The following is a 26177-nucleotide window of genomic DNA, read 5'->3' as shown; positions in this document are numbered from 1 at the left end:
TTGTACCAAGCCAGCCTTGTACTGAGGTGGCTCCGGGCGCGGGGGACGGGCTACGGGATGGGAGGATGGGCGGGTGTCTGAGAGAAGTCGTCCGTCCATCTTCTGGTTCTTGGCGGCGGCGGTGATCCCCGTGATGACCGCGTCGGTCGACCTGCGCATCCGCGATGGGCACAAGATCCCGAGCACGGGCGCGTTCGTGTTCGCGCCGAACCACTACAGCGAGATCGACCCGATCATCACCGGCTGGACGCTGTGGCGCTGTGGTCGCGCGCCCCGCTTTCTCGCGAAGGCGTCGCTCTTCTCAGTCCCCGTCGTCGGCGCGATTCTGCGCAGCTCCGGCCAGATTCCCGTCGAGCGTGCTGGCTCCGTTCGCGGCAAAGAGCCGCTGAAAGCCGCGAAGGCCCTCGTCGATGAGGGCCGGTCGGTCATCGTCTATCCCGAGGGCACGCTCACTCGCGATCCCGAGCTGTGGCCGATGCGCGGCAAGACCGGCGCGGTGCGGATGGCGCTGCAGTACGACCTCCCCGTCGTCCCCGTTGCGCACTGGGGCACGCAGCAGCTGATGGGCCGCTACTCCAGGCGGATCACGCTGTTCCGACGCAAGCGGGTCGACGTTCTTATCGGCGACCCCGTCGACCTCTCCGCCTTCCGGGGGCGGAGCCTTGACTCCGCCACCCTGAACGAGGCGTCAGCGGTCGTGATGGCGGCGATCACCGGCCTGCTCGAGGAGTTGCGCGGTGAGAGCGCACCCGAGAAGCGCTGGGACCCGGCCGACCACAATCAGAAGGGCACGGGTCGCTTTGACTCCGAGCAGTAGGAAGACGCCGATTCCCGTCCCGCGACGCGTCGCCGTCCTGGGCGCCGGCAGCTGGGGGACGACGTTCGCGAAGATTCTCGCCGACGGCGGCTCGGACGTCGTGATGTGGGCGCGGCGGGCTGAGCTCGCGCGCGAGATCACGGAGGCCAAGCGCAACAGCGACTACCTCCCCGGCATCAACCTGCCGCGCACCATCCGTGCGACCCCGCGGATCGAGGAGGCGCTCGAGGGCGCGGACCACGTTTATCTTTCGATCCCGTCACAATCGCTGCGCAGCAACCTCGAGGCGATCACGCCGTTCCTCACCGAACGCACCGTGCTCGTCAGCCTGATGAAGGGCGTCGAGAAGGGCACCGGCCAACGGATGAGCGAGGTGATCGCGCAGATGCTGCCTGTCGCCCCGGACCGCATCGCGGTCGCCTCCGGACCCAACCTTGCCCTCGAGATCGCGAAGGAGCAGCCGACCGCCGCGGTCATCGCCTCCGAAAGTCTCCTGACCGCGCAGGAGGTGGCCCTCGCGGCCACCAACCGCTACTTCCGGTCCTATGTCAACACGGACGTGATCGGCACGGAGTTCGGCGGGGTGTTGAAGAACCTGATCGCCGTCGCGATCGGCATCGTGGACGGCGTGGGCTACGGCGAGAACACGAAGGCGTCGATCATCACGCGCGGGCTCGCCGAGATGACCGACTTCGCGGTCGCCTACGGCGGACGTCCCGAGACGATGTCGGGGCTCGCCGGGCTCGGCGACCTGATCGCGACGTCCAGTTCGTCGCTCTCGCGCAACAACACGGCCGGCCGCCTGCTCGGGCAGGGCTACAGCTTCACCGATGTGGTGAAGTCGATGCAGCAGACGGCCGAGGGACTCGCCTCCGTCGCCCCGGTGCTCGAACTGGCCCGCGCGCGAGGCGTCGACATGCCCATCGTCGAACAGGTGGCGCAGGTGCTCGCCGGTACGCTCGATCCGAAGGACATCGCGCCGCACCTGACCACGGATTCGGACGAGCCACAGGGCGAGAGGAACCTCGATGACCAGCAAGCTCGCAGTGGCCGTTCTGTTCGGGGGACGCTCCAGCGAGCACTCGATCAGTTGCGCAACGGCGGCCGGGGTGTTGCGGGCAATTGATCGTGACCGCTTCGAGGTGATCCCGGTCGGGATCACCTCCGACGGCGCGTTCGTGCTCGAGGAGGACCGCGCCGAGAAGTTCGCACTCGACGCCACGGCGCTGCCCCGCGTCGAGGACAACGGGAGTCGGGTGAGCTGGCCGGAGTCGGCGCTCTCGCGCGAGCTGACCGTCACGACCGCTGACGGTGCCGTCCGCTCGCTCGGCGAGATCGATGTGGTGCTGCCCATCCTGCACGGCCCGTGGGGCGAGGACGGCACGATCCAGGGACTGCTCGAACTCGTCGGGCTGCCGTACGTCGGCTCGGGCGTGCTCGCGTCGGCACTGGGGATGGACAAGCACTTCACCAAGACCGTGTTGCGGGCCGCGGGGCTTGCGGTCGCTCCCTGGTACACGGTGACCGAATCCCAGTGGTGCGCCGATCCCGCCGCCGCCGCCGCTGCCCTGGACGAGCTGGGTCTGCCGGCTTTCGTGAAGCCCGCCCGGGCCGGTTCGAGTGTGGGCGTTAGCCGGGTTGACGGGCCCGCGCAGCTTGAGGCGGCGCTCGAGGTGGCGTTCGCGCACGACTCGCGGGTGCTGATCGAGTCGGGCATGCTCGGTCGCGAGGTCGAGATCGGAGTGCTGGGCGGTCGCCGCGGCGCGCCGGCGCGCGCCTCTGTTGCGGGGGAGGTCGTCGTGACCGGCCGTGGCTTCTACGACTTCGAGGCGAAGTACCTGGGCGCTGCCGGAATCGAACTCGTCTGTCCCGCCGACCTGACCGATGACGAGCTAGCCGAGATGCGCGCTCTCGCCGTGCGTGCGTTCGACGCGATTGGCGCCGAGGGGCTCGCCCGGGTCGACTTCTTCCTGACGGCTGAGGGCTTCGTCGTCAACGAGATCAACACCATGCCGGGCTTTACTCCGATCTCGATGTTCCCGCGGATGTGGGGCGCGAGCGGAGTCGACTACTCCGACCTCATCAGCGAACTGATCGATGTAGCGCTTGACCGCGTCCCCATCGCCGCGATGACTCCAGCGCTCACCGTTGACGTCGATTCGGGAGCGTCGGCTGGCTGAAAGCGCTCAGGTGGCTGTCGAGCGAGGTCCGACCGTGGCGGCGATCGTGTGCGGAATCAGCCCTATCGGATCAGCCGGTGGGTGTGCCCGTGGGATCGAGGGTGTTCGAGTCGGACACGTTCGTGCAGTGCCGGGACTGCGGGACGGAGGAGACCGCATTCGCGAGATCGAGCACCGCGGACGACGCTGACACGCGACTCTGGTCGACCGTCACCTCGACGGCCGGATCGCGCCCGTACGTGGTCAGCGTGTAGATGTCGTCATCCTTCTGCGACTCGTCAATGATCCAGTCGACTCCTCGCACGGTGACGCAGAGAACCGTCGTCGGGGCCGGGGGTTCGACGCCGCAGTGCAGGATGATCGCCGCAGGCGTGCCCCACGCCGCGGTGCCCTGCGCGTTCGTCTCACGTTCAGGCTGGTCGGCGACCAGGTCGGGGAGGCGGACCGACACCGCGGCGCACCCGGTGTTTGTGGCGTCCGCGGCGGGTTCGAGGGCCACGGCTGCCGAGCAGCCGGAGAGCAGGAGCAGGGCGGACGCGGCGATTAGAGGAGTGCGGAGTCGGCGGGAGGACATCGCCGTCAACGCTAGCGTGTGAAGCATGGCAGCCGATCGAAGTCCCACCCTGGGCGACCTGAGCGAGGGCGACGTGCTCGCGCGGGTTCTGGCCCGGCTTTCCAGCGGGGGAGTGGGCGGTTCGGAGACCCTGGTCGGACCGGGCGACGACAGTGCAGTCCTGCGGGCGCCAGACGGGCGTTTCGTGGTGACAACGGACATGATGGTGCACGGGCCCGACTTTCGGCTCGCCTGGTCGAGCCCCCATGATCTCGGCTGGAAGGCCGCCGCGTCGAACCTCGCCGACGTCGCCGCGATGGGCGCCCGTCCCACCGGGCTCGTCGTCGCGCTCGCCGCGCCCCAGACGCTCCGGGTCGATGTCCTGGAGGGGATCGCGGCCGGGCTCGCCGCGGGCTGCGCCGCGATGGCGCCGGGCTGCGGAGTCGTTGGGGGCGACCTGTCCGCCTCGGCGACGTTGACGCTCTCGATCACGGCGTTCGGCTCGCTCGATGGCCGGCCGCCGGTGCTGCGCAGTGGCGCGCGGCCGGGTGACGTGCTGGCGGTTGCGGGGCCGCTCGGTCGTGCGGGGCTCGGGTTGCGGCTGCTCTTCGAGCGGGCGCGGGAGGAGGGGGAGCCGTCGGCCGCTCTCGCCGCGCGCCTGCGCGAGCGTTTCCCGGCGCTGCTGGACGCCCAGCTGCGGCCGACGGCACCGATTGCAGCGGGCATCGCGGCGGGCGGGATCGCGACCGCGATGATGGATGTCTCGGACGGCGTGGTGCTCGACGCGCGGCGACTGGCGCGGGCGAGCGGAGTCGTGATCGACCTGGAGGCGGAGGCGGTGGAGAGGCGCGCGCGGGAACTGCTGGAATTCGAGGGTGTCACTCTCGATCTCGCGCGGGCGCTGGTGCTGGGCGGCGGTGAGGACCACGCGATGCTGGCGTGCTTCGCGTCCCGAACCGCGCTCCCTGCGGGCTTCACGGCTCTGGGGGTCGTGCGTGAGGGGGCGCCGGAGGTGCGACTGAACGGTGCGCCGCTGGTGGAGCGCGGCGGGTGGGATCCCTATCTCGGGTGGGACGGCTCGCAGGGATGATGCGGGGGTGACCGGGACATCGTGGTGAAAAAGAAGGGTCTATCGACATGACAGAAATACGTCTGGCGCCAATGGACGACGCGGCTCTCCTGCGGTTCGAGAACGCGCTTCTCACCGAGAGCGGAACAGGTGAGTTCCAATGGTTCGGATTCACGGATCTCTCTCGCGTCCGCGCTCGATATGCCGAGGGCGGTCTGCTTGGTGATCAGGGTGGAATGCTGTCGGTCGTCGTCGATGGCGAGCTGGCTGGACGAGTGGAGTGGTTGTCGGCTAGTTGGGGGCGCTCGTCCTCGGCATGTTGGACCATTGCTGTCGGGATAGACGAAGGGCAGAGAAGGAGGGGGATCGGTACAGCGGCTCACCGCCTACTGGTCGACTACTTGTTCCGCCATTCGCGCGCGGAAAGAGTGCAGGCCTACACCGACAAACAGAATATCGCGGAGAGGAGTGCATTAAGCTCTGCGGGTTTCATCGAGGAGGGAGTCGTGCGACGCGCCCAGTGGCGCAACGGGTCCTGGCACGACATGGTTATCTCTTCCTCGTTGCGGGAGGAATGGGGTCACATCGGCCGATGGGACGGCGGGGCCGGCTGAGCTCCGGTTACTCCGCGGATGCAGTGGGCGACGCAGGCGAAGCCCACCAGATGGTGGTCTCGCCGTAGTCTTTGCGCCGCTCCCGCTCCAGTCCGGTAGGCCAGTGCGGCTCGGGGCTGCGCGAGCTGCGTTCGACGACGACCACCGCGTCCAGGCGCAGCATCGGCACCACTCCGGCCAGGTCGGCGGCGAGTTCGTCCTCGCCGAGGTCGTAAGGCGGATCGAGGAACACCGTGTCGGTGTTCAGGGCCGGCGAGCTGTCGAGGAAGGACCGGACGGAGCCGGTCACCACCTCGATCCGCGGCGCGGGTCGCCTGTTCTTCGTGGCCGCCGTCGTGATCGCCCGGGCGTTCTCTCCTGCGGTCCGGGCGGCCCTGGGGTCGCGCTCGACCAGAACGACGGCGCTTGCGCCCCGGCTGGCCGACTCGAGCCCGAGAGCGCCGGAGCCGGCGTAGAGGTCGACGACGGTCGCTCCGTCGAGGGCGTTGCGCGCCTCGAGGGCGGAGAACACGGCCTCTCGGACGCGGTCGCTGGTGGGACGGGTGCCCGCGCGTGGGACGCGAAGGGTGAGCGAGCCGGCGAATCCGGCGATGATCCTGGTCACCGCACCGAGCATAGGGCGGGGTGCCTCCAGAGCGGCGAGACGGCCCGCTCTCGCCGGGACGCCGCGGAGGAGGCGTTTCGACAGTAACCACGGCATCTCGACGCAAGCACGCGCGCCTAAGTCGGGAAACCTGGGTCCTTTTCCCGCTGACACTGCGAGAATCCATAGCTATGACGTCTCTCGAAGACACCCGCTCCGCTGACGGTCGCCGGACGGCATCCGAGACGCCCCTCACCCGCGAGGAATTCACGGCGCACTGCAGCGACGTCCTCGGCAATCTCACCCGCGTGATCGACGGGAAGTCGGCCGAGGTCTCGATGGCGTTGACGGTGTTTTTGGCCGGCGGGCACCTCCTGATGGAGGACGTCCCCGGCACGGGCAAGACGGTGCTCGCGAAGTCGCTGGCCGCCTCCGTCGGCGGCAGCGTCGCCCGGATCCAGTTCACTCCCGACCTGCTGCCCTCCGATGTCACCGGCGTCTCGATCTACAACCAGGCGACCCGCGACTTCGAGTTCAAGCCGGGCCCGGTCTTCGCGAACATCCTGATCGGCGACGAGATCAACCGCGCTTCGCCGAAGACGCAGTCCGCCCTGCTGGAGTGCATGGAGGAGCGGCAGGTCTCGGTCGACGGCGTCACCCACCGCCTCCCGAGCCCCTTTGCCGTGATCGCCACGCAGAACCCGGTCGAGATGGAGGGCACGTACAGCCTCCCTGAGGCGCAGCGTGACCGCTTCATGGCGCGTCTCTCGCTCGGCTACCCGGACGAACGCGCCGAGCTCGACATGATCCGCACCCGCGACGCGGCCAGCCCGCTCGATGATCTGCGCCCGGTCGTCGCGCTGGTCGAACTCGAGCGGATGATGGCCTACGTGCGCGCGATCTACGTTGCGCCGCCCGTGCAGGAGTACGTCGTCGCGATCATGCAGGCGACCCGCATCGATCCGGAGCTTCGTCTGGGCGGGAGCCCGCGCGCCACGCTGCAGCTCATCGCGGCGGCCAAGGCGCTCGCTGCGATCAACGACCGCGACTTCGTGGTCCCCGATGATGTGGACGCCCTCGCGGTGCCGGTGCTTGGCCACCGCCTCCTACCGGCCACCCGTCTCCCCGGCCGCTCCGGCGTGGGAGCGTCGCACTCGGTGACCGAGATCGTCCGGCGCATCGTCGCTGCCACGCCCGTCCCGTTCAGCGGCCGTGGCGACTAAGAAGCGCGCAGCCGAGGCCCCGTCGGCCCGGCTCGGCGGGCTGCCCGCGCGTGCCGGGGTGGCGCTGACCCTTCGAGGCTGGGTGTTGGCGCTGCTCGGTCTCGCGGGTGTGGTCATCGCGCCGCTGTCCGAGTTCCGCGAGCTGCTGTTCCTCGGCCTCGTCCTGCTCGGCTTGCCGCTGGGAGCGCTCGTGTCGCTCGTCCTCTCGACGCCGTCCTTTCGTGTGCAGCGTCACTTCACTCCGCCGATCGTCTCGGTGGGTGACATCGTCGAGGTCGAGGTCGTGCTCGAGAACCGCGCGGGCGCGCTGCGTGCCGGCGCGCGCGCACAGGACGGCTTGGAGCGGATCGAGCGCGGCGCCGTCGGTGGTCGGACCGTCGCGGAGGGCGGGTTCGCCATCCCCGCCGTCCCCCCGCGGGGCAGAGTCCGTGCCCGGTACCGGCTTCCGGCCCAGCGGCGCGGTATTCACCGCATCGGTCCCCTCCGCCTGGTGCGCGGAGACGGGCTCGGCCTGGCTGTGCGCGAGAGCGTCGTGGGAGCCGCGCAGCCGTTCGTCGTGACCCCACGCGCGGTCCCGCTGGCAAGCGATGTGCTCGACGCGCACGGCGCCGGGGGATCGAGCCCGGTCGCCCATGCGACGGCCGGAGCAGGCACCGATGACGTCATCCCGCGCGACTATCGTCCTGGCGACGCGATGCGGCGGGTGCATTGGCGTGCCAGCGCGCGCTCGGGTGAGCTGATGGTCCGCCAGGACGAGCAGAGCACCGACCCGCACGCCTGGATCCTGCTCGAGACCCGGACCGAGCGGATCGCCGAACGGCGAGGGGACGAGTGTCTGGAGTGGGCGGTCTCGATGACCGCATCGCTGGCCGTGCACCTGCTCGAACGCGGGTTCGAGACGCACCTCGTCGAGACCGGGGCGACGGAGGAGCGGGAGCATTCGGAGGACCAGCGCGAGGTGGCGCACGACGTCCTGCTGCGCCTCGCCGAGCTCGTGCCCTCGCACGAGTCGGTTCCGGCCGTCCCGCGGGTCGTCGCCCAGATGCGCGAGACCCAGGGAGTCCGACCGGTCTTCGCGGTGCTGTCGCGTCTGCACGAGGAGGACCTCGACGCCCTCGCCACGCTCGCCGCGCACGCTCGGCCGGCGATCGCGTTCCTGGTGGGCGGGACGCCCGAGGAGGAGGGTGCTGTGGCCGCGCTCGGCTGGTACCCCGTCGCGGTTGATCCGGGCGGCTCCGTCGAGGAGGCGTGGGCACAGGCCCTCGCGCTGCGGGTGATCACGTGAGCCGCCGCTCCGAGCGTGACCCGCGCTCCGGGTCCGTCCTGCTCAGCGCGCTGCTCTGGCTTGCGATCGTCGCGGCCGCCTGGGGCTCCGGGCGCCTGCTCGTGGGAGTCGGCTGGCTGGTGCAGCTGGCCGTCGCTGTGGCCGTGGTGCTCGCGGTCCCTGCCGCTGCGCGGGCGCTCCGTGCGCATCCGGTCGTACCGCCGATCCTGTGCACGGCGACGGCCGTCGGCGTCCTGACGGCGATCTTCGTGTCGGCACGGGCACTGCTGTTCGTCGTGCCCACTCCGGGTGCCGTGGCGCAGGCGGAGGCGCTCGCCCGGGGCGGCTTCGCCTCCATCGCCCAACAGGGTTTGCCGGCCGTCGCTGACGAGGGGATCTCGTTCCTCCTGATTGGCGGCGTCGTGGTGCTGACCTGGGCGGCTGATCTCCTCGCGTTCTCCGTGCGCGTGCCCGCGCTGGCCGGGCTTTTCCCCGCGGCGCTGCTCGCTGTGCCTGCAATCGTCGACCCTTCCGACGTCTCCTGGGCGAGCCTGGTGCTCACCGCCGTCGCCTACGCGGGCATTCTCGCGGTCAGCGCAACACCCGCGCGGAGCAAGGGCCGGCCGGTCACACCGGCCACCGCCCTGCCGTCGCTCGCGATCGTCACGGTCGTCGTCGTCGGCGCCGGGCTGCTCGCGGGGTCGGCGACCGGCTACGCGCGGACCACCGCCACCTCCGGAGTCTCGGGCGCGCTGTTCAACGGCGCAATTGATCCGGTGGTCGCCCTCGGCAGCGATCTGCGTCGACCGAATCCGGTGACGGTGCTGCGCTACGCCACCGACTCCGAGCTGCCCGTCTATCTCCGTGTGCTCACGGTCTCGGACTTCGGCGGCGAGAACTGGGGTCCGAGCGACACCGAGCAGACGGCCGCGATCGACTCACCGATCCCGCCGGAGGGTCTGGGCGAGGGCGTTCCGCGCGAGGCGGAGGAGGTCGACGTGTCGATCGAGACGCTGCGGAGTCAGTGGCTCCCCGTGCCCTACCCCGTGTCCTCCCTGTCGGGCGTGGGCGAGAGCTGGCTGCAGGATGTGCAGGACGGCTCGATCCGCGGCGACGCCACCACCAGGGCGGGCGACGACTACGAGGTCCAGGCGCTGCGCCTCACGCCTGATCCGCAGCAGCTGGTCGACGCGCCCGCGCCGACGGGGCTGGACCGCTATCTGTCGCTGCCGGATGACGTCCCCGAGATCGTCCTGTCGACGGCGCTCGAGGTCACGGCCGATGCTTCCACCGGCTATGACCGCGCGCGGGCACTGCAATCATTCTTCCGCTCGTCCGAGTTCCGGTATTCGGAGGAGACGCCTGCTGAGGAGGGCTACGACGGTGACGGCGTCGGCGTGCTCGCCGCGTTCCTCGAGGCGCGCGAGGGCTACTGCGTGCACTTCGCCTCGGCGATGGCGGTAATGGCACGCGAGCTCGGCATCCCCTCGCGCCTCGCGATCGGTTACCAGCCCGGTTCGGTCGTACCCTCTCGCGGCAACGACCTGACCAGCTACCGCGTTCTCTCCTCCGATCTGCATGCCTGGCCCGAACTCTTCTTCGCGGGCGTCGGCTGGCTGCCGTTCGAGCCCACGCCGAGTCGCGGTGCGCCCGCCTCCTACACGCTCCCCAGCGCGACCGCCTCGACCCGGTCGACGACTCCGGGCTCGACGTCGAGCGCGGCGCCCGGGGCGTCGAGCGCCCCCGCGGCGACCGGCGCTGCGACAGCCCCCACACCGACTCCGACGAGCGGTGCGGTCGAGGACGCGGCAACGAGGGCCGCTCCTGCCGTGACGCTCTGGCTGCTCCTGCTTCTGGTGCTCCTGGTGCCCTGGTTGGTGCGCTTCGTGCAGCGGAGCCTGCGCCGTCGCGCCGCTCGTGCCGGCTCGAGCGAGGCCGCCTGGGCGGAGCTGCTCGCAAGCGCGCGCGACCTCGGCATTCCGGTCGAGGCCGGAGAGTCACCACGGGCTCAGGAGGCGCGCATCGCTCCAGAACTCGACGCAGCGGCGCGGGAGTCGTTGCGCCGACTGCGGGAGCGGATCGAGCGTCGGCGCTACGCCCCGCAGTCGACCGAGGCGGAGTCGTGGGATGCTGCCGCCGCGGTGGTCGCGGCTCTGCGTGCCAGCGCCGGAGGTGGGCGGCGGGCCTTCGCAGCGGTCGTGCCGCGGTCGGCGCTCGACCTGCTGGCCCGGCCCGGGCGTCGGAGGTCCGACCTATGATCGCTAGGTGATCCCGGACCCCCTCGACGCCTCCCTTGCGCCGCTGATTGGGCCGCGTACCGCCGGTGCTGTCGAGAAGGCGTTCGGCTATCGCACTGTCGGCGAGCTGCTGGGGCACTATCCGCGCCGGTACGCCAAGCGTGGTGAATTGACGGCGCTCTCGCGACTCCCGATCGGCGAGAGCGTCACGATCGTCGCGGAGGTGCGCGAGGTGCGGGAGCGCCCGATGCGCAATCGACGAGGCACGCTGCTCGAGGTCGTCATCTCGGACGGCTCGGGGACCCTCTCGCTGACGTTCTTCGGGCAGCCGTGGCGCGCGGCCAAGCTGCACCGCGGTGTGCGCGGGATTTTCGCGGGCACCGTCTCGATGTTCCGCGACACTCCGCAGCTCACGCATCCCGACTACCGGCTCTTCGACGATGAGGAGGCGGCCGTGACGTCGGGCGGCGCGGAGCTGGCGAAGGACTGGGCGGAGCGGCCCATCCCGATTTACCCGGCGACGAGCGCGCTTTCGAGTTGGCAGCTCCAGGCGGCGATCGGTGTGCTCCTCGACGGGCTGCGCGACGTGCCCGATCCGATGCCGGAGCCGGTCCGGGCCGGCCGTGGCCTGTTGCCGCTGGGCGACGCGCTCGAGCTGATCCACCGCCCGCAGCGCGAGGGGGAGGAGGCGCAGGCGCGCGAGACTCTACGCTTCCACGAGGCGTTCCTCCTGCAGCTCGCGCTGCTTGAGCGCCGTGCCTCGGCGCGGAGCACCCCCGCGACCGCCCGCGTTCCCTCGCCAGGTGGCCTCCTCGAGCGCTTCGACTCCGCCCTGCCCTTCCGTCTGACCGGCGAACAGAGCGCGGTGGGTCGTGAGATCGAGGCCGACCTCGCAACCGAGAGCCCGATGAGCCGCCTGGTGCAGGGGGAGGTCGGCTCGGGCAAGACGCTCGTCGCGCTCCGCGCCATGCTCACCGCGGCGGAGAGCGGCGGGCAGGCGGCGTTGCTCGCGCCGACCGAGGTGCTGGCCGGGCAGCATCTGCGCTCGATTGTGCGCACGCTGGGGCCCGAACTCGCGACGGAGCTCGTGCCGACGCTCCTCACCGGCGGGCTGGGAGCCGCCGAGCGTCGCTCCGCGCTGCTGCGGATCGTCTCGGGTACGTCGAAGATCGTCGTCGGCACGCACGCGCTGCTCGGCGATGCGGTCACCTTCTACGACCTCGCACTCGTCGTGATCGACGAGCAGCACCGCTTTGGCGTCGACCAGCGCGACGCACTGCGGCGCAAGGGGGCGAAGCCGCCGCACGTGCTCGTGCTGACGGCCACGCCCATTCCGCGCACCGTCGCGATGACGGTCTTTGGCGACCTCGACACCTCGACCATTCGGGAGCTGCCAGCGGGCCGCCCCGGCATCACGAGCCACGTGGTGCCGCTGGCAGAGCATCCGGCGTGGATCGCCCGGGCGTGGGAGCGGGCGGAGGAGGAGATCCGCGCCGGTCACCAGGTCTACCTTGTCTGCCCGGCGATCGAGCCGGGCGAACCGACCGAGCGCGCCGCGGAGGATGCTCCAACGGCCTCGCCGCTCTCGACAGTCGCGGTGACGATCGAGGGCGTCCGCGCGCATCCGCTGCTCGGCAGGCGGCGCTCGGCGGCCCTGCACGGGCGGATGAGCACCGACGAAAAGGACGCCGTCATGCGCGCCTTCGCCGCCGGGGAGATTGATGTGCTCGTCTCGACCACCGTGATCGAGGTGGGCGTCGATGTACCGAACGCCTCGATGATGGTGGTGCTCGACGCCGAGCGGTTCGGTGTCTCGCAGCTGCACCAACTGCGCGGGCGGATCGGGCGCGGCGGTGTCGCCGGCGTTTGCCTGTTCGTCACGGCGGCGGAGGAGGGCACCCTCGCACGGGAGCGGGTCGAGGCGGTCGCCGCGACTCTCGACGGCTTCGAGCTCGCCGAAGTGGACCTCGAGCTGCGGCGCGAGGGCGACGTGCTGGGTGACTCGCAGTCGGGCGGCCGCTCCTCTCTGCGTCTGCTGCGCGTGGTGCAGGACGCCCACGTCATCGTCGAGGCGCGAGCCCTGGCCGAACGACTCCTCGAGGAGGACCCGACCCTCGCCGCGCACGATCGCCTCAGGGCCGCTCTGGAGCGCCGGGTGCAGGACCGCGACCGGGAGTTCCTCGCCAAGAGCTAGCTGTGCGCGTGGCCCGGATCCCTGGCCTCGCGGGACGGCGGCGAGCCCGCGTCCCCTACGCTGTCGGCATGGCCCGCATCGCCGTCGTTCCCGGCTCCTTCGACCCCGTCACCCTGGGGCACCTCGACGTGATCGAGCGAGCCGCGCACCTGGTTGACGAGCTGCACGTCGTGGTCGTGCACAACCCCGCCAAGTCAGCGCTGCTGCCGATCGCACAGCGGGTCACTCTGATCGAGCAGTCGATCGCGGAGGCGGGAGTAGCGGGACGGATCGTTGTCGCCTCCTGGAGCATGGGCCTGCTTGTCGACTACTGCACCGACGTGGGCGCGAGCATCCTGGTGAAGGGGATCCGCTCGCAGGTCGACGTGGCCTACGAGACCCCGATGGCGATCGTGAACCGCAACCTCGCCCATGTCGAGACGGTCTTCCTCCTGCCCGACCCGGCCCATGCGCACGTCTCGAGTTCGCTGGTCCGCCAGGTGTCGTCCCTCGGCGGCGACATCGCCCCCTACGTCCCGCGCGCGGTCGCTGCCTACCTCGCCGCCTCCTGACCCCCGCTCTCGCGCAACCTCCGCGGTCGCAGCCGCAACAATGGACAGGTGAGCGAAGCGCGTGTGCAGGCCTGGGCCCTCGACGGCATCCCGGAGGTGACCGCAGAGGACGATCTGCTCGAGCTGATCCTCGCTGCCGCCTCCGCCGCAGACCCCGAGGACCGACTGGTCGGCGGCGACATCCTCGTCGTGACCAGCAAGATCGTCTCGAAGGCCGAGGGCAGGGTCGTCGCCGCGACCGATCGCGAGGACGCCATCACCGCCGAGACCGTCCGCGTCGTCGCCACGCGATCCCACGCCAGCGGCGTCACCCGGATCGTCGAGAACCGCCTCGGCATCGTCCAGGCGGCGGCCGGAGTCGACGCGAGCAATGTCGCGGAGGGCACCGTGCTGCTGCTCCCCGTCGATCCCGACGCCTCCGCCCGGGCGCTCTGCGTGGGGCTTCGGGAGCGCCTCGGCATAACAGTCGGCGTGCTGGTGAGCGACACCCTCGGCCGTGCTTGGCGGATCGGCCAGACCGATGCCGCGATCGGAGCGGCGGGAGTGCTCGTCGTGGACGACCTGCGCGGCGGGGTGGACGCGCTCGGCCGCGCACTCGCCGTCACCCTGCCCGCCGTCGCCGATGAGATCGCCGCGCTCGGCGACCTGGTGAAGGGCAAGGCCAGCGGCCGGCCCGTCGCGGTCGTCCGCGGACTCTCCAGGCTGGTGTGCGGGCTGGACGCCCCCGGCGCCCGCTCGCTCACCCGGACGGGGCCGGAGGACATGTTCCGGCTGGGCGCCGACGAGGCGTTCGCGGAAGGCTACGCGGCCGGAGTCGCGGCGGCTCGCGGAGAGCGCGAGTGACGCCTCTGTGGAGTGCCGTCGTCGTCTTCAAGGGGCGTGGGAGCTCCAAGACCCGCCTGGACGTCGCCGCACGCGGGGAGCTCGCGGAGGCGTTCCTCCTCGACACCCTTGCTGCGGCCGCGGAGGCAGTGGCGACGCTCCTCCTGGTGACTTCGGATACCGGCGCGGCCGAGCGAGCGCGCGGTGAGCATCCGGAACTCGTCGTCGTGCCCGATCCTGGCACCCTCGATTCCGCCGTCTCCGCTGGCAGTGCGGCGGCCTTGCGCTTGCGCCCCGCGGCTCCCGTGATCGTGCTGACCGCAGATTTGCCGGCACTGCTCACGTCTGATCTTGAGCAGGCCCTCACCGTGGCCACGACCCTCCCGGCGGTCGTGCCCGATCGGGAGGGGAGTGGCACGACCGCGCTCCTCCTCGCCGCCGGCGCACTCGTCACTCCGGCGTTTGGACCGGACTCGCTGGCACGGCACCGCGCCGCAGGCTGTGCCCTCGTCGAACTGCCGCGTACCTCGACGATGCGGCTCGACGTCGACACGCTCTCCGATCTGCATGACGCCGAGGAATCGGGTGTCGGCCTGCACACGGCTCGCGCGCTCGCGGCATCGGCGTCACCCCGCGCGCGTCCGTCCCCGCCGTCGAGGCGGCCCGCCTTAGGCGAGCAGGGCGGTCTCGAATGCCTCAGTTAGCTTCTGATGCACCGGCAGCACTGCATCGTCCACGGCGCGGATCGGCACCGCCCGCCGCGTGCTCGACACCAGCCAGGCGGCCTCTGCCCCCGCGAGCGCTGCGACCGGCAGCTCGCGCCGCGCCGGCTCGAGCCCGTGCTCCGCGCCGAGCGCGAGGATGCGCTCGACGGTCGTCCCCGCGAGCACCCCGCTCGAGGACGGCGTCGCCAGCACACCGCGAGCGAGCAGCACGAGGCTCGATGTCGCACCCTCGAGAAGCAGCCCGTCGCTCGTGCGCCACACGACGTCCTCCGCACCGCGCGCCGTGGCCTCGCGCAGTGCGGCCCGGGTGACCGCGCCCGACGTCGTCTTCACTCCGCCCAGGAGCCACGGCGCCAGCGCTGCGCTCGCATAGCCCCGGTCGAGCACCACGATCGCCACACCGCGCTCTCGCAACTCGCGGACATCCGGAGTAGGCGAGGCGCGCACCGTGCAGCGCGCAGTGTCGCCCCTGCCGTACGCCGCCACGAATCGCACCGTCAGATCGTCGATGGCCTCGTGCTCCGCCACGGCGAGGTCCAGCCCCCTCGACCAGACCGCAGCCCCGGGGATCGACAGCCCGATGGCCCGCGCCGACGCGTCGAGCCGCTCAAGGTGCTCGGGTAGCGCTCGGGGCCGGCCTTGAAGGACTGCAACCGTCTCGAAGACGCCGTCACCGCGGAGGTAACCGGCTTCGTCTACGTGCACGAGGGGCTCTCGTGGGTCGCGGAGCAGGGGGACACCGGAGTCGATCTCGACGAGGACGGGACATTTCACAGACCCATCCTGCTCCCGCCACCGACTCAGCGGGGGAGGAGCCCGTTCGCCACGTCCTCAGCGCTTGAGAGTTCGCGCCACGACTCCGAAAGCACCCCCGTCACCGGCAGCACGTCCGCGTCGGCCAGAGCCGCGACGTTGAGCCCGGTCAGCGCCCCGATCTCGGCGACGGGCAGCTGGAAGGTGCGGAAGCCGCCGAGCGGTACAAGGCTCTCGCTGACGCGCTCGACGAGGTCGCTCTGATCGAGCAGGTAGGCACTCGTCGCGAGCGAGGCTCCGTCCGGGCTCCACGCCGCGATCTTCCAGAACCGCCGCGGGATGCCGACGCCGCGGTACTCCGGGTCGTCGTCGGCGAGCACCGGGCCGGTGAAGACGCTGAGCCGGGTCCGCCACGTGTGCGCGTACTCGAGCACCAGCGTCTCAAGGCCCAGCCACAACTCCTGCGACTGGTTGAAGCCGCTCGCCTGTGGAGCGGCGTTCGTGTAGCAGAAGCTGTCGTAGTTGGCGGCGCGCGCCTCGGCGGGCTCGCCCCAGACCGGGTCGCGGCGGCGCACGAGGTGGCCGCGGTCGAGGTCGTTGCGGGCGTACACCTCGGGGCCGGTCTGCTCAGAGGCCGGGATGCGCTCGTCGAGGTGCCAGTCGTCGCCGCGGCCGAGCTCGACCAGGCGGGCTCCGTCGATGTTCACTGCGGTCGCGAGTGCCAGGCGTCGCTCCGGAGCGAGCAGCACCTCGAAGTGCGTGTACGCCAGCAGCCGCACCTCCCGCTCGGATGACGGACGCAGCGCCGCAGCGGTGACGCCAAGGAACTCCGCGTCGAAGCTCACTCCGTCACGTCCGCTGTCGGTGTTGCCGCAGGCGCTGTCGGAACCGGCGTACCGGTCGCAGGAGGTGCGGGCGCGGCCGGAGCCTTGGACCCATTGCTGATCAGAAGCGTGACATCCGAGGACCGGGCCACAGGCGTCCCCGCCGCAGGAGTGGTGCCCGCGACGGTGCCGGCGGGCGCGGCCGAGTCGACGGTGGCGCCCTTCGTGACATCGAAGCCGAGGTCCTCGAGAGTCTCGGTGGCGTCGGTGAGTGAGCGGGCGGAGACATCCGGCACCACGATTTGGCGGCCGTTCAGCAGCGCGCTGGTCGGCGCGGCGAAGTCGCTGCCGCCGTACTTCTGATCGGCCCGGGTCATGACCGAGTTCCAGATGTAGTGGCGGATGTTGGAGGCGTACTGCCGGGCTCCGAGATCGGAGTTGGGGAAGCGGACCTCGCGCATCGACGTGTGCCCGTCGATGTTGCCGACCCAGACGACCGTCGCAACCCGCGAGCTTGCACCGTCCATCCATGTCGACTCGGCGTTGTCCGTGGTGCCCGTCTTGCCGATGTGCTCGATCCCGTCCGAGGGATTGGATTGCGCGGCGGTTCCGGAGGTAACGACCCGCTGCAGCGCGTAGTTGGCGACCGCCGTCAGCTCGGGGCTGAGGGCCTGGTTGCAGGTGGAGGTCGGTGGCTGCACGGCCGCTCCGTTGGGGCCGGTGATCGAGTCGATGGCGATTGCGGAGCAGGCATTGCCGTTGTTGGCGAGGCCGGCAAAGGCCGTGACCATCGACAGCGGCGAGATGTTGGAGTCGGAGCCGAGCACGGAGGACGGCTGCGCACCGAGTTCCCCGCCGTTGGCCGCCTTGACACCGAATGCTGCGGCCCGGTCCCGGATCGCGCAGAGATCGAGCTGCTGCGCCATGGAGACGTAGACCGTGTTGATGGACTTCATCGTCCCGGTGAGCACGCTGTAGCTGCCGTTCTCGCTGTCGTCGTTCCTGACGGGGAAGGGCGAATCATATTCGCCGCCCGGTGCACAGCTCGCCGGGAAGCCCTGGAACGTCCGTTCCCGCCCGTTAATCGTCTCGTTCAGCGTCCGCCCGCTGGCGAGCCACTGCGCCAGCGTGAACACCTTGTACGTCGATCCGACCTGGAACCCCGCCGACCCGCCGTAGGCGGTATCGGTATTGAAGTTCACGGCCGAGAAGTTGGCACCGTTGACCGAGCCCGCCGCGTCGTAGTCCTTGTTCTGCACCATCGCCAGGATGCGGCCGGTGCCGACCTCCATCGACACCGTCGAGCTGCCGATGTTGGTAGAGAGGGTCGGGACCTTCGGCACTGCGTTGTTCGTCGCGTTGGCCGCGGTGTCCTGGAGGTCGCGGTCGAGGGTCGTGTAGATCTTGTAGCCGCCGCGCTGGAAGTTCGCGAAGCGGGCCGTGTCGTCATCGCCGAAGGCCGGATCGTTCTGAACGACGCGAGTGATGTAGTCGCAGAAGAATGCCGCGTTGCCCGCGGTCTGGCAGCCGGTGGGCGTCTGCGTGATGGCGGGGACGACCTCCTCCGCGACGGCGGCGTCGTGGTCGGCCTGCGAAATCTTGCCCTCCTGCAGCATCTGACTGAGGACGTAGTCGCGGCGCACCTTGTTGGCCGGGATATTCTCGGGGTCGTCGATGCGGAGGCTGTTGGGGTTGTTGACTGTCGCGATCAGGCTGGCCGCCTGAGCGAGGCTGAGGTTGGCCGCGGTGGTCGAGTAGTAGTACTCGGCGGCGGCCTGAATTCCGTACACCTGCCCGCCGAATCCGGCGATGTTGAGGTAGCCGAGCAGGATGTCGTCCTTGCTGTACTTCTTCTCGAGGTCGACGGCGAGCTTCATCTCTTTGACCTTGCGGCCCGGAGTGGTCGCCGTCGCCTCCTCATACGCGGCGGCGGATGCGGCCTCGTCGGTCGCGCTGAGCGCCTCCGCCTTCTGCACCAGGACGTTCTTGACGTACTGCTGGGTGATCGAGGACCCGCCCTGCAGGTTGCCGCCGACGAGGTTGGTGAGCACGGCGCGGATCGTGCCCTGCAGGTCGACCCCGCCGTGCTCGTAGAAGCGCGGGTCCTCGGTCGAGATCGCGGCGTCCTTTGCGAATTGGCTCACCTGGTCGAAGGCCACCTCCTCGCGGTTCTGCGCGTAGAAGGAGGCGAGCAGTTCGTCTGAGCCGTCGGCGCGCTTCGCGTAGATCTCGGTCTTCTGGGCCAACTGGCCGAGTTCGAGGTACTCGGGCACGGTCTCGAACAGGCCGATCGGATTGTTGGAGGCGAGCCCGGTGACGGCGAGAGCCGGAGTGACGCCAACCGTGATGAGCAGCGCTCCCGCGAGACTGACTCCGACGATCCCGAGGACTCGAGCGAGCACGCCGCTGCGGGCGGTTCCTTGCGCAGACATGGCTACGAGAGTAGGCGACGCAGCTGAACCCGGCGCGCCACTCCGCTCGCCGGTACGGTGAGCACGTGAGTGGAGCCCGCGCATGACCGCCTCCGTCGACCCCGCCGAGACGCGCCGCCGCGCGGTGCTCGTGGTGGCCGTTCTCGCCTCCTTCGTCGCCTTCCTCGACGGGACTGTCGTGAATGTCGCGCTACCCGCGATCACCCGTGAGTGGGGCGGCGGCCTCGCGGTGCAGCAGTGGGTCGTCGACGGCTACCTCATCACTCTGGGCGCGCTCATCCTGGTCGCCGGCTCGCTGGCCGACCGGATCGGTCGCGCGCGCAGCATGATGATCGGCCTGATCGGCTTCGGCGTCACCTCGCTGCTCTGCGCGCTCGCGCCGACGGCGGAGGTGCTCATCGTCGCCCGGATGCTGCAGGGCGCCGCGGGGGCGATCCTGGTGCCGAGTTCGCTCGCGCTCATCATCGCGACCGTGCACGGTGCCGCGCAGGGGCGCACCATCGGCGCCTGGACGGCCTGGACCGGGACCGCGACGATCGCCGGCCCCCTCCTCGGCGGCCTCCTCGTCGACGCGGGGTCCTGGCGCTACGTCTTCGCCCTCAACATCCTGCCCATTGCCGTCACGCTCGTGCTGCTGCGCCGGCTCGGAGCGGTCGACTCCGGGAGCCGTGTGCCGATCGACGGCGTGGGCGCGGTGCTGGGTGTGGTCGGACTCGGTGGTCCGGTCTTCGCGCTGATCGAGCAGGAGCGGCTTGGTCTCGCTCATCCGCTTGTCCTGGTCGCACTGGTCGGAGGGATCGCAGCGCTCGTCGCCTTCGTGCTGTGGGAGCGGTGCGTGCCGCATCCGATGCTGCCGCTCTCGTTGTTCGCCTCCCGCAACTTCACGGTCGGCAACGTCTCGACGGCGTTCGTCTACGGAGCGCTGTCGTTCGGGTTCTTCACCCTCGGGCTCTTCCTCCAGCAGACCCTGGGCTTCTCGGCGACGCTGGCCGGCCTAGCGACCCTGCCGCCCACGATCCTGCTCCTCCTGCTCTCGCAGGTGTCCGGTACGCTCTCGGCGCGGTTCGGCCCGCGGCTGTTCATGGGCGTCGGCCCTCTCCTCGCCGGGGTCGGCTTCCTCTTTCTCGCCTTCGTTGATCAGTCGGCCGAGTACGTCACGCAGCTGTTGCCCGGGATTCTCTTATTCGGGTTCGGCCTGGCGATGACCGTGGCGCCGCTGACGTCGACGATCCTCGGGGCAGTGGCAGACGGCCACAGCGGAGTCGGTTCCGCGGTGAACAACGCCGTCTCGCGCATCGCGGGCCTCGTCGCGATCGCCGCGACCTCGTTCGTCGTCCACGGCTCGCTCGACGTCGAGGGCTTCTCCCGGGCGGCGGTGGCGACGGCGGCGCTCCTGTTCGCGGGCGGAGCCGTCTCGCTGCTGGGCATTCGGAATTCACCATCGGCGAACCACTGACCCGCGGTGGGTAAGCGGTTGGCCGCCCCCGTCCGGGGCTCGGCCCCCGTCGTTCCGCAGATGATGCACATGCTGAACAGAGTCGAAGGTGATGTAGTTGTCGCTACATGCAATACTGGGCACCGTCGATGCGCTTGCATACATCGGACGGGGATACTCTCCCTGCGACGACCGTCACTCTCGAGGAGAAACTATGACCGACATCATCACCATCCCCGGCTACAAGGCCGGCACCTGGACCATCGACCCCACCCACAGCGAGGTCGCGTTCAGCGTCCGCCACCTGATGATCAGCAAGGTCAAGGGCACGTTCGAGCGCTTCACCGCGACCTTCACCACCGGCGAGAACCCGCTCGACTCCACGGTCGAAGCCACCGCCGAGGTCGCATCCGTCAACACCAACGAGCCCAACCGCGACGGCCACCTTCGCACCGGTGATTTCTTCGAGGCCGAGCAGTACCCCCAGATCCACTTCGTCTCGACGTCGGTCCGCCCGAACGGCGACGACTTCCTCGTCGATGGCGACCTCACCATCAAGGGCACCACCAAGCCCGTCACCTTCGAGGTCGAGTTCGGCGGCTTCGGCACCGACCCGTACGGCAACTACAAGGCTGGCCTCACCGCCAAGACGACGATCGACCGCACCGACTTCGGCCTCACGTACAACGCCGCCCTCGAGACCGGTGGCGTGCTCATCGGCGAGAAGGTCACCATCACCCTCGACCTCCAGGCCACGCACCAGGCGTAGTTCGCGCTGTGTGACGGAGCCGCCCCTCCCATCCGGGAGCGGGCGGCTCCGTCGTGACGGGGCGGTGCGTCAGAGGATGCCGAGTTCCTTCAGCTGCTCCGAGATGCCTGCCCCATCGGGCGCGTAGACCCACGGCGTGCCGCTCGTGCGGGAGCGGTCCTGCGCCGTTGAGCGGCCGCCCGCGAGCACCGCTTCCCCGGTCGACAGCTGCCGGATCGCGATAGCAGCCACATTGTCCGGATGCTCGTGCGCGAAGTCCGAGTAGATCTCCTCGTCGTGCTGCCCGTCGTCCCCCACCAGCAGCCAGCGCACGTCGGGGAACTCCCTGGCAAGCCGGCGGAGGTTCTCCTCTTTGTGCTGCTTCCCGCTGCGGAACCAGCGGTCGTGCGTGGGTCCCCAGTCGGTCAGGAGGAGGGCACCGGCGGGGTACAGGTGCCGCGAGAGGAATCGCGTGAGCGCCGGAGCGACATTCCACGCTCCTGTCGAGAGATAGATGACGGGTGAGCCCTCGTACTGGCGGGCGAAGCGGTCGAGGAACACGGCCATCCCGGGAGTGGGCATCCGCGCATGCTCGTCGAGGACGAAGGTATTCCAGGCCGCCACGAACGGGCGGGGGAGCGCGGTCACCATGACGGTGTCATCGACGTCGGACACCACGCCGAGGCGGGCGTCCGGCCGCACGATGAACACGGGCGCCTCGACCGGCTTGGACTCGGCGGTCGAGAGAGTAATCGTGTGCCAACCGGGGGAGAGGGTGATCGGCAGGTCGGCGTCGATGACGCCACCGCGGTCGGCGGTCACCTCGTGCCGCTGCCCGTCGACCTCGACCGAGACGACGGCTCCGCTGACGAACACGCTCGTGAAGCTCCGCCAGCCGCGCACGCCCTCTACCGGGCGCACTTCCTCCACTCCGGGGGGTGTCGGCCGTGTGTAGAGGACGCGGGCGAGCACCCGCAGCAGCTGGGTCGTCCCATAGCCGGTGTACGGGATGACCCGGGGGACGTGGCCCTTGCGCTGCACTCGCCCCATTCGGAAAGCGTGGAGCCGGTCCTCGAGTCGGGCGGCGCGGTGCAGGACCTCTGCCGTGCTCGCGCTCAGGGGCTTGCTCTCGGGCGTCAGCGGCATCCGCCCAGTGTGGCAGACGTGCTGCGGATGCGCTGAGCGCGCTCTCCTCCGTGCCGCCCTGTCATCGGCCGGTCACGACTCCAGAGGCCGGATCAGATCCGGCCCGCCTGCCGACACGGAGCCGACCTCGCTCCCGACCCTGCGTACCGTGAGTTCCTCTGCGAGCTCGGCGGCCCCCTCGGCAGTGGTGCGGAGCAGTTCGCCGTCGCCCGGCGTCACGGGGTCGAGCCAGTCCTCGATCAGCTCGGGCTGCAGCAGCACAGGCATCCGCTCGTGCACGTCAGCGAGCGCTCCGGCCGAGGGACGGGTCATGATCGTCGCGGAGAGGAGCCACGGCGCCCCCGACTCCCTGGAGCGCCACCACTCGTAGAGACCGGCGAAGAGTACGAGCGAACCTTCACCTGGCGACACGTAGACCGGCGATCGTGTGCCGTCGGCCCCACCCTGCCACTCGTACCAGCCGGAGGCGGGGATGATCGCGCGCCGAGCCCCGTATGACTCGCGGAAGGACGGTTTCTCGGCGACCGACTCGATCCTGGCGTTGATCAGTGGCGGTCCGGCGGAGGGATCGGCAGTGGAGCGGGGCACGAGCCCCCAGCGGGCGCCCGCCAGCCTGCGGCGAGGCGGACTGCCCTCCTCGACGCCCTTCATCGATTCGGCGACCACGGCGATCCGCTGAGTGGGCGCGATGTTCCAGGAGGGCTCAGGGAGGTCGGCGCCCGGTTCGTCGATGTCGAAAAGCGCGACGAGGTCGGCGGTGGTCTGCGCGAGGACGAATCGTCCACACATGGCGTTCTCCTGGTCTTCCGTGCCCTCTCGATGCCGCGAAAGCGCCGAAAAGCGCGCCGAACACGAGAAACCTTCCATCAAATGACACCGAGAAGTGCTCGGCGTGCGTACGATTGTAGGAACCCCGACCGAAGGAGCCCGCCGTGCCTCTTGGAAATCTCGTCGACCGCCCGTTCGGCGAATCGCCCCAGGTTCGGAACGAGCCCGTGCAGGTGCGAAGCGCCGCCCGGCTCGCGTCCCTACTTGATGCTGCCGCGTCCGTCGTCGACGAGGTGGGCTTCGACCGCCTCACCACCGCGATGGTCGCTGAGCGTGCCGGTGCCGCCATCGGCACCGTCTACCGCTACTTCCCCGACCGCATTGCGGTCCTCCAGGCGTTGCGCGAGCGAGCGCTTGAGCGCTTCCGTCGCCGCGTCATCACCCAGATCCGCGACACCGAGCCGGCCACCTGGTGGGATGCTGTTGACTGTTCGATCGACGCCTTCGTCGAGATGCACCGGAACGAGCCGGGCTTCCGGTCGATCCGTTTCGTCGACACGATCCACGCGCCCGAGGTCGCAGGAGAGGCTTTCGAGGCCGGCTTCTTCGCCCGTCGCTTCGCTGAGATCCTCGCATCCGAGTACGGCCTGCCGGGCGGCGCCCAACTGTCCTTCCGTCTCGAGGTCACGATCGAAGTCGCCGACGCACTGCTGACGCGGGCGTTCCTCATCGATCCGAGCGGCGACCAGCGATTCATCGACGAGAGCCGCACGCTGCTGCGCAACTACATGATCGCGCACTACGGGGACGTCTCGGCGCCTCCGGAGGCGACCGCCTAGCCTCCTTCGTCGAATCGCGCAATGCTTCGACATCCGGGTTGGCACCTCGCCACGAATGGTGTTTTGCTGACCGTCGGTTCTGCTTGGAGCCGGTGAGTCGAGGCACGCAGTACGGCGGCGCGAAGGCAGGCACGGGCGTGATCGAATTTCGCAGAGTGAGCAAGCGGTACCCGGATGGTACGAGGGCCGTCGATGACTTCTCCCTGGTCCTGCCGTCGCGGCAGACCACGGTGTTCGTCGGCTCGTCGGGTTGCGGCAAGACCACGATCCTCAGGATGATCAACCGCATGATCGAGCCGACGTCGGGCACGATCAAGATCGACGGCGAGGACATCGCCTCGCTCCCGGCCGTGGCCCTGCGTCGGCGGATCGGCTACGTGATGCAGAACTCGGGTCTTCTCCCGCACCGGAGGGTGATCGACAACATCGCCACGGTCCCACGGCTAAATGGCGTCGCCAAGAAGCCCGCGCACGCCCGAGCCCTCGAGCTCATGGACACCGTTGGCCTCGACCGTGCGCTCGCCTCCCGCTATCCCAGCCAGCTCTCCGGTGGGCAACAGCAGCGCGTCGGAGTCGCGCGCGGCTTAGCCGTCGACCCCAACATCCTGCTGATGGACGAGCCTTTCGGCGCTGTCGATCCGCTCGTGCGGGCCGATCTGCAACGCGAGACCCTGCGGCTCCAGGACGAGCTCGACAAGACCGTCGTCTTCGTCACTCACGACATCGACGAGGCGTTCCTTCTCGGCGATCAGGTCGTGATCCTCGAGAAGGGCGGCCGGATCGCGCAAAAGGGCTCGCCGGCCGAGATCCTCGCGCGGCCCGCCAGCGAGTTCGTCGCAGGCTTTGTCGGGGCTGACCGCGGCAAGCGGTCGCTGCGGGTCGAGGAGCGCGACGGCGCGCAGATCGTGGTCGACGGCGACGGGCGCCCGACTGGAGTGCTGCGCACACAGGACGGCTCGGTCGAGTGAACTGGGTCGTCAACAACACGGACGCGATCGTCGCGAACCTGCTGGCGCACCTGGCCCTCTCAGTCCCACCGATCCTCCTGAGCTTCCTCGTCTCACTGCCGTTCGGCTGGTTCGCGAACCGCTACCGCTGGAGCCGAGGCACCCTCCTGACCGGGCTTGGCGTGCTCTACGCGATTCCGTCGCTGGCCATGTTCATCCTGCTCCCCGTCCTGCTGGGCCTTCCGCTGCGCTCAAGCGCCAACGTGATCACCGGCCTCACCCTCTACGGCGTGGCGCTCATGGTGCGAACCACGTCGGACGCGCTCGGCGCCGTGTCGGACGACGTTCGCCAGTCGGCGACCGCGATGGGCTACTCCGGCTGGGCACGGTTCTGGCGGGTCGAATTTCCGCTGGCGGGCCCCGTGTTGCTCTCGGGCCTTCGGGTCGTGACCGTGAGCACGGTCAGCCTCGTCACTGTCGGTGCCGTCCTGGGCATTCAGAGCCTCGGCCTGCTGTTCACGGACGGCTTCCAGCGCGGCATCAGCGGAGAGATCATGACGGGCATCGTGCTGACCATCGCGCTCGCGCTGCTGCTCGACGGGCTGCTGGTGCTGATCGGGCGACTCCTGATGCCCTGGACCGCGCTTGACGGGGCGCGCCGTACTCGCCGCCCGGATGCCGTCGAGAAGGCGGTGGTCTCGTGAACCTGATCGCCGAGGCGTTCGCATGGATCGCCGATCCCGCGCACTGGACCGGGAACTACGCGATCCCCACCCGCGTCGCCCAGCACGTCGGCATCAGCCTTCTGGTGCTGGTGATCGCCGCGGCGATCGCGATCCCGATCGGATATCTGATCGGGCACACCGGCCGCGGCAAGGGCGTCGCGGTCCCGATCGCCGGCGGCCTGCGTGCACTGCCCACACTCGGCGTGCTCGTGCTCGCGGCCATGAGCCTGGGTCTCGGTCTGGGTGCTCCCCTGATCGCGCTCGTCGTGCTCGCGATCCCCTCGGTGCTGGCCGGGGCGTACTCGGGGCTCGAGGCTGTCGATCGCCGCACCATCGACGCCGCACGCGCTCTCGGCATGACGGAGTGGCAGATCCTCACGCGGGTCGAAGTCCCGCTCGGCCTGCCCCTGCTGCTCGGTGGGCTGCGCTCGGGGACGCTGCAGATCATCGCCACGGCTACGCTCGCCGACTACATCGGCGCCGGCGGTCTCGGGCAGTACATCTTCCGCGGCGTGAAATCGGGCGATTATCCGCAGATGCTCGCCGGCTCGATCCTCGTGATCCTGCTGACGTTGGTCAGCGAGGTGGTCTTCGCCGTGCTCCAGCGCCTCGCGGTGCCCCGCGGAGTCGTGCTGGGACTGTCAGGTACCGCCGGCCGCACAGGATTCCGCGCCTCGTCGCCCCGACGACGCGCGGTGGTGGGAACCCCCATCGACGAAGGGAAATAG

The 26177-nt window shown here is 69.9% G+C and carries 25 protein-coding genes; 18 read left to right on the top strand and 7 right to left on the bottom strand.

Features of this window, described 5'->3' with window-relative positions; translation table 11 throughout:
- Positions 1 to 133 precede the first annotated feature (133 nt).
- Genes HRF29_RS03290 through HRF29_RS03280 form a run of 3 tightly spaced genes read left to right on the top strand, consistent with a single transcriptional unit; the run spans position 134 to position 2997 of the window.
- Positions 134 to 817, top strand: a complete 684-nt coding sequence (locus HRF29_RS03290) for a lysophospholipid acyltransferase family protein (protein ID WP_173245906.1) — start codon at positions 134 to 136, stop codon at positions 815 to 817.
- Positions 801 to 1943 carry an NAD(P)H-dependent glycerol-3-phosphate dehydrogenase gene (locus HRF29_RS03285; protein WP_187698101.1) on the top strand — a complete coding sequence of 381 codons (1143 nt, stop codon included), beginning with the start codon at positions 801 to 803 and terminating at the stop codon, positions 1941 to 1943. Before HRF29_RS03290 ends, HRF29_RS03285 begins: the two co-directional genes overlap by 17 nt.
- Positions 1846 to 2997 carry a D-alanine--D-alanine ligase family protein gene (locus HRF29_RS03280; protein WP_173244547.1) on the top strand — a complete coding sequence of 384 codons (1152 nt, stop codon included), beginning with the start codon at positions 1846 to 1848 and terminating at the stop codon, positions 2995 to 2997. The genes HRF29_RS03285 and HRF29_RS03280 overlap by 98 nt, the downstream gene beginning before the upstream one ends.
- Before the next feature lie 70 nt (positions 2998 to 3067).
- On the opposite strand, the gene HRF29_RS03275 is transcribed toward HRF29_RS03280, so the two are convergent.
- The gene (locus HRF29_RS03275) at positions 3068 to 3598 is read right to left on the bottom strand and encodes a DUF3515 domain-containing protein (RefSeq protein ID WP_246226585.1); all 531 of its coding nucleotides are present in this window, start codon (positions 3596 to 3598) and stop codon (positions 3068 to 3070) included.
- On the opposite strand from HRF29_RS03275, the gene thiL reads away from it, so the two are divergent.
- Both thiL and HRF29_RS03265 read left to right on the top strand, forming a co-directional pair.
- Positions 3597 to 4640, top strand: a complete 1044-nt coding sequence (gene thiL / locus HRF29_RS03270) for a thiamine-phosphate kinase (RefSeq protein WP_173244541.1) — start codon at positions 3597 to 3599, stop codon at positions 4638 to 4640. The genes HRF29_RS03275 and thiL overlap by 2 nt on opposite strands.
- 47 nt (positions 4641 to 4687) lie before the next feature.
- Positions 4688 to 5233, top strand: a complete 546-nt coding sequence (locus HRF29_RS03265; RefSeq protein WP_173244538.1) for a GNAT family N-acetyltransferase — start codon at positions 4688 to 4690, stop codon at positions 5231 to 5233.
- Positions 5234 to 5240: 7 nt separating this feature from the next.
- Here HRF29_RS03265 and HRF29_RS03260 read toward each other — a convergent pair whose 3' ends face one another.
- On the bottom strand, positions 5241 to 5837 hold the full coding sequence (locus tag HRF29_RS03260) for an RsmD family RNA methyltransferase (protein WP_173244535.1): 597 nt from the start codon (positions 5835 to 5837) through the stop codon (positions 5241 to 5243).
- 170 nt (positions 5838 to 6007) lie between these two features.
- Between HRF29_RS03260 and HRF29_RS03255 the strand changes: the two genes are divergently transcribed.
- The 7 genes from HRF29_RS03255 (at position 6008) to cofC (ending at position 14811) form a co-directional block, all read left to right on the top strand.
- The gene (locus HRF29_RS03255) at positions 6008 to 7039 is read left to right on the top strand and encodes an AAA family ATPase (protein WP_173244532.1); all 1032 of its coding nucleotides are present in this window, start codon (positions 6008 to 6010) and stop codon (positions 7037 to 7039) included.
- Entirely contained in the window at positions 7029 to 8324 is a 1296-nt protein-coding gene (locus HRF29_RS15085) for a DUF58 domain-containing protein (RefSeq protein WP_173244529.1), read from the top strand. Before HRF29_RS03255 ends, HRF29_RS15085 begins: the two co-directional genes overlap by 11 nt.
- Entirely contained in the window at positions 8321 to 10561 is a 2241-nt protein-coding gene (locus HRF29_RS03245; RefSeq protein ID WP_173244526.1) for a transglutaminaseTgpA domain-containing protein, read from the top strand. Before HRF29_RS15085 ends, HRF29_RS03245 begins: the two co-directional genes overlap by 4 nt.
- Positions 10562 to 10568: 7 nt before the next feature.
- Positions 10569 to 12734: an ATP-dependent DNA helicase RecG gene (locus tag HRF29_RS03240; protein ID WP_425503086.1), complete on the top strand. Its 2166-nt coding sequence runs from the start codon at positions 10569 to 10571 to the stop codon at positions 12732 to 12734.
- 68 nt (positions 12735 to 12802) lie between these two features.
- Positions 12803 to 13285, top strand: coding sequence for a pantetheine-phosphate adenylyltransferase (gene coaD / locus HRF29_RS03235; RefSeq protein WP_173244523.1), 483 nt, complete (start codon positions 12803 to 12805; stop codon positions 13283 to 13285).
- Between the two features lie 48 nt (positions 13286 to 13333).
- Positions 13334 to 14128: a coenzyme F420-0:L-glutamate ligase gene (gene cofE, locus HRF29_RS03230; protein WP_343043628.1), complete on the top strand. Its 795-nt coding sequence runs from the start codon at positions 13334 to 13336 to the stop codon at positions 14126 to 14128.
- Entirely contained in the window at positions 14125 to 14811 is a 687-nt protein-coding gene (gene cofC, locus HRF29_RS03225; RefSeq protein ID WP_173244520.1) for a 2-phospho-L-lactate guanylyltransferase, read from the top strand. Before cofE ends, cofC begins: the two co-directional genes overlap by 4 nt.
- Here the strand turns inward: cofC and HRF29_RS03220 are convergent.
- Genes HRF29_RS03220 through HRF29_RS03210 form a run of 3 tightly spaced genes read right to left on the bottom strand, consistent with a single transcriptional unit; the run spans position 14776 to position 18841 of the window.
- A complete protein-coding gene (locus HRF29_RS03220) occupies positions 14776 to 15606 on the bottom strand; it encodes an aminotransferase class IV (protein WP_173244517.1) in 831 nt (276 codons plus the stop codon). The genes cofC and HRF29_RS03220 overlap by 36 nt on opposite strands.
- Before the next feature lie 26 nt (positions 15607 to 15632).
- The gene (locus tag HRF29_RS03215) at positions 15633 to 16430 is read right to left on the bottom strand and encodes a DNA/RNA non-specific endonuclease (protein ID WP_343043627.1); all 798 of its coding nucleotides are present in this window, start codon (positions 16428 to 16430) and stop codon (positions 15633 to 15635) included.
- Positions 16427 to 18841 (bottom strand): transglycosylase domain-containing protein, encoded by a 2415-nt coding sequence (locus HRF29_RS03210; RefSeq protein ID WP_173244514.1) that lies wholly within the window; start codon positions 18839 to 18841, stop codon positions 16427 to 16429. The genes HRF29_RS03215 and HRF29_RS03210 overlap by 4 nt, the downstream gene beginning before the upstream one ends.
- Positions 18842 to 18923: 82 nt before the next feature.
- On the opposite strand from HRF29_RS03210, the gene HRF29_RS03205 reads away from it, so the two are divergent.
- Together HRF29_RS03205 and HRF29_RS03200 are read left to right on the top strand one after the other, a co-directional pair.
- A complete protein-coding gene (locus HRF29_RS03205) occupies positions 18924 to 20297 on the top strand; it encodes an MFS transporter (RefSeq protein WP_173244511.1) in 1374 nt (457 codons plus the stop codon).
- 193 nt (positions 20298 to 20490) lie between these two features.
- Entirely contained in the window at positions 20491 to 21045 is a 555-nt protein-coding gene (locus tag HRF29_RS03200; RefSeq protein ID WP_173244508.1) for a YceI family protein, read from the top strand.
- Between the two features lie 69 nt (positions 21046 to 21114).
- Here the strand turns inward: HRF29_RS03200 and HRF29_RS03195 are convergent, their stop codons facing one another.
- Positions 21115 to 22170, bottom strand: coding sequence for an App1 family protein phosphatidate phosphatase (locus HRF29_RS03195; protein ID WP_173244505.1), 1056 nt, complete (start codon positions 22168 to 22170; stop codon positions 21115 to 21117).
- A gap of 72 nt (positions 22171 to 22242) precedes the next feature.
- On the bottom strand, positions 22243 to 22959 hold the full coding sequence (locus tag HRF29_RS03190; RefSeq protein WP_173244502.1) for an SOS response-associated peptidase: 717 nt from the start codon (positions 22957 to 22959) through the stop codon (positions 22243 to 22245).
- A 143-nt stretch (positions 22960 to 23102) separates the two neighbouring features.
- On the opposite strand from HRF29_RS03190, the gene HRF29_RS03185 reads away from it, so the two are divergent.
- The 4 genes from HRF29_RS03185 to HRF29_RS03170 all read left to right on the top strand — a co-directional run bounded on the left by HRF29_RS03185 (position 23103) and on the right by HRF29_RS03170 (position 26177).
- Positions 23103 to 23777, top strand: a complete 675-nt coding sequence (locus HRF29_RS03185) for a TetR family transcriptional regulator (RefSeq protein ID WP_173244499.1) — start codon at positions 23103 to 23105, stop codon at positions 23775 to 23777.
- 137 nt (positions 23778 to 23914) lie between these two features.
- On the top strand, positions 23915 to 24745 hold the full coding sequence (locus HRF29_RS03180) for an ATP-binding cassette domain-containing protein (RefSeq protein ID WP_173245891.1): 831 nt from the start codon (positions 23915 to 23917) through the stop codon (positions 24743 to 24745).
- Positions 24742 to 25428, top strand: a complete 687-nt coding sequence (locus tag HRF29_RS03175; protein WP_173244496.1) for an ABC transporter permease subunit — start codon at positions 24742 to 24744, stop codon at positions 25426 to 25428. The genes HRF29_RS03180 and HRF29_RS03175 overlap by 4 nt, the downstream gene beginning before the upstream one ends.
- Positions 25425 to 26177 (top strand): ABC transporter permease subunit, encoded by a 753-nt coding sequence (locus HRF29_RS03170; protein ID WP_173244493.1) that lies wholly within the window; start codon positions 25425 to 25427, stop codon positions 26175 to 26177. The genes HRF29_RS03175 and HRF29_RS03170 overlap by 4 nt, the downstream gene beginning before the upstream one ends.

The sequence above is a fragment of the Rathayibacter agropyri genome, assembly GCF_013249015.1.
Lineage (GTDB): Bacteria > Actinomycetota > Actinomycetes > Actinomycetales > Microbacteriaceae > Rathayibacter > Rathayibacter agropyri.
The sequence above is the reverse complement of the archived record's forward strand: the minus strand, read 5'-3'. Positions and strand labels throughout refer to the sequence as shown.

Coding starts and splice junctions, on each gene's coding strand:
- HRF29_RS03290 (WP_173245906.1), top strand. CDS start 134: ATGACCGCGTCGGTCGACCTGCGCATCCGCGATGGGCACAAGATCCCG.
- HRF29_RS03280 (WP_173244547.1), top strand. CDS start 1,846: ATGACCAGCAAGCTCGCAGTGGCCGTTCTGTTCGGGGGACGCTCCAGC.
- thiL (WP_173244541.1), top strand. CDS start 3,597: ATGGCAGCCGATCGAAGTCCCACCCTGGGCGACCTGAGCGAGGGCGAC.
- HRF29_RS03275 (WP_246226585.1), bottom strand. CDS start 3,598: ATGCTTCACACGCTAGCGTTGACGGCGATGTCCTCCCGCCGACTCCGC.
- HRF29_RS03265 (WP_173244538.1), top strand. CDS start 4,688: ATGACAGAAATACGTCTGGCGCCAATGGACGACGCGGCTCTCCTGCGG.
- HRF29_RS03255 (WP_173244532.1), top strand. CDS start 6,008: ATGACGTCTCTCGAAGACACCCGCTCCGCTGACGGTCGCCGGACGGCA.
- coaD (WP_173244523.1), top strand. CDS start 12,803: ATGGCCCGCATCGCCGTCGTTCCCGGCTCCTTCGACCCCGTCACCCTG.
- HRF29_RS03210 (WP_173244514.1), bottom strand. CDS start 18,841: ATGTCTGCGCAAGGAACCGCCCGCAGCGGCGTGCTCGCTCGAGTCCTC.
- HRF29_RS03205 (WP_173244511.1), top strand. CDS start 18,924: ATGACCGCCTCCGTCGACCCCGCCGAGACGCGCCGCCGCGCGGTGCTC.
- HRF29_RS03200 (WP_173244508.1), top strand. CDS start 20,491: ATGACCGACATCATCACCATCCCCGGCTACAAGGCCGGCACCTGGACC.
- HRF29_RS03195 (WP_173244505.1), bottom strand. CDS start 22,170: ATGCCGCTGACGCCCGAGAGCAAGCCCCTGAGCGCGAGCACGGCAGAG.
- HRF29_RS03190 (WP_173244502.1), bottom strand. CDS start 22,959: ATGTGTGGACGATTCGTCCTCGCGCAGACCACCGCCGACCTCGTCGCG.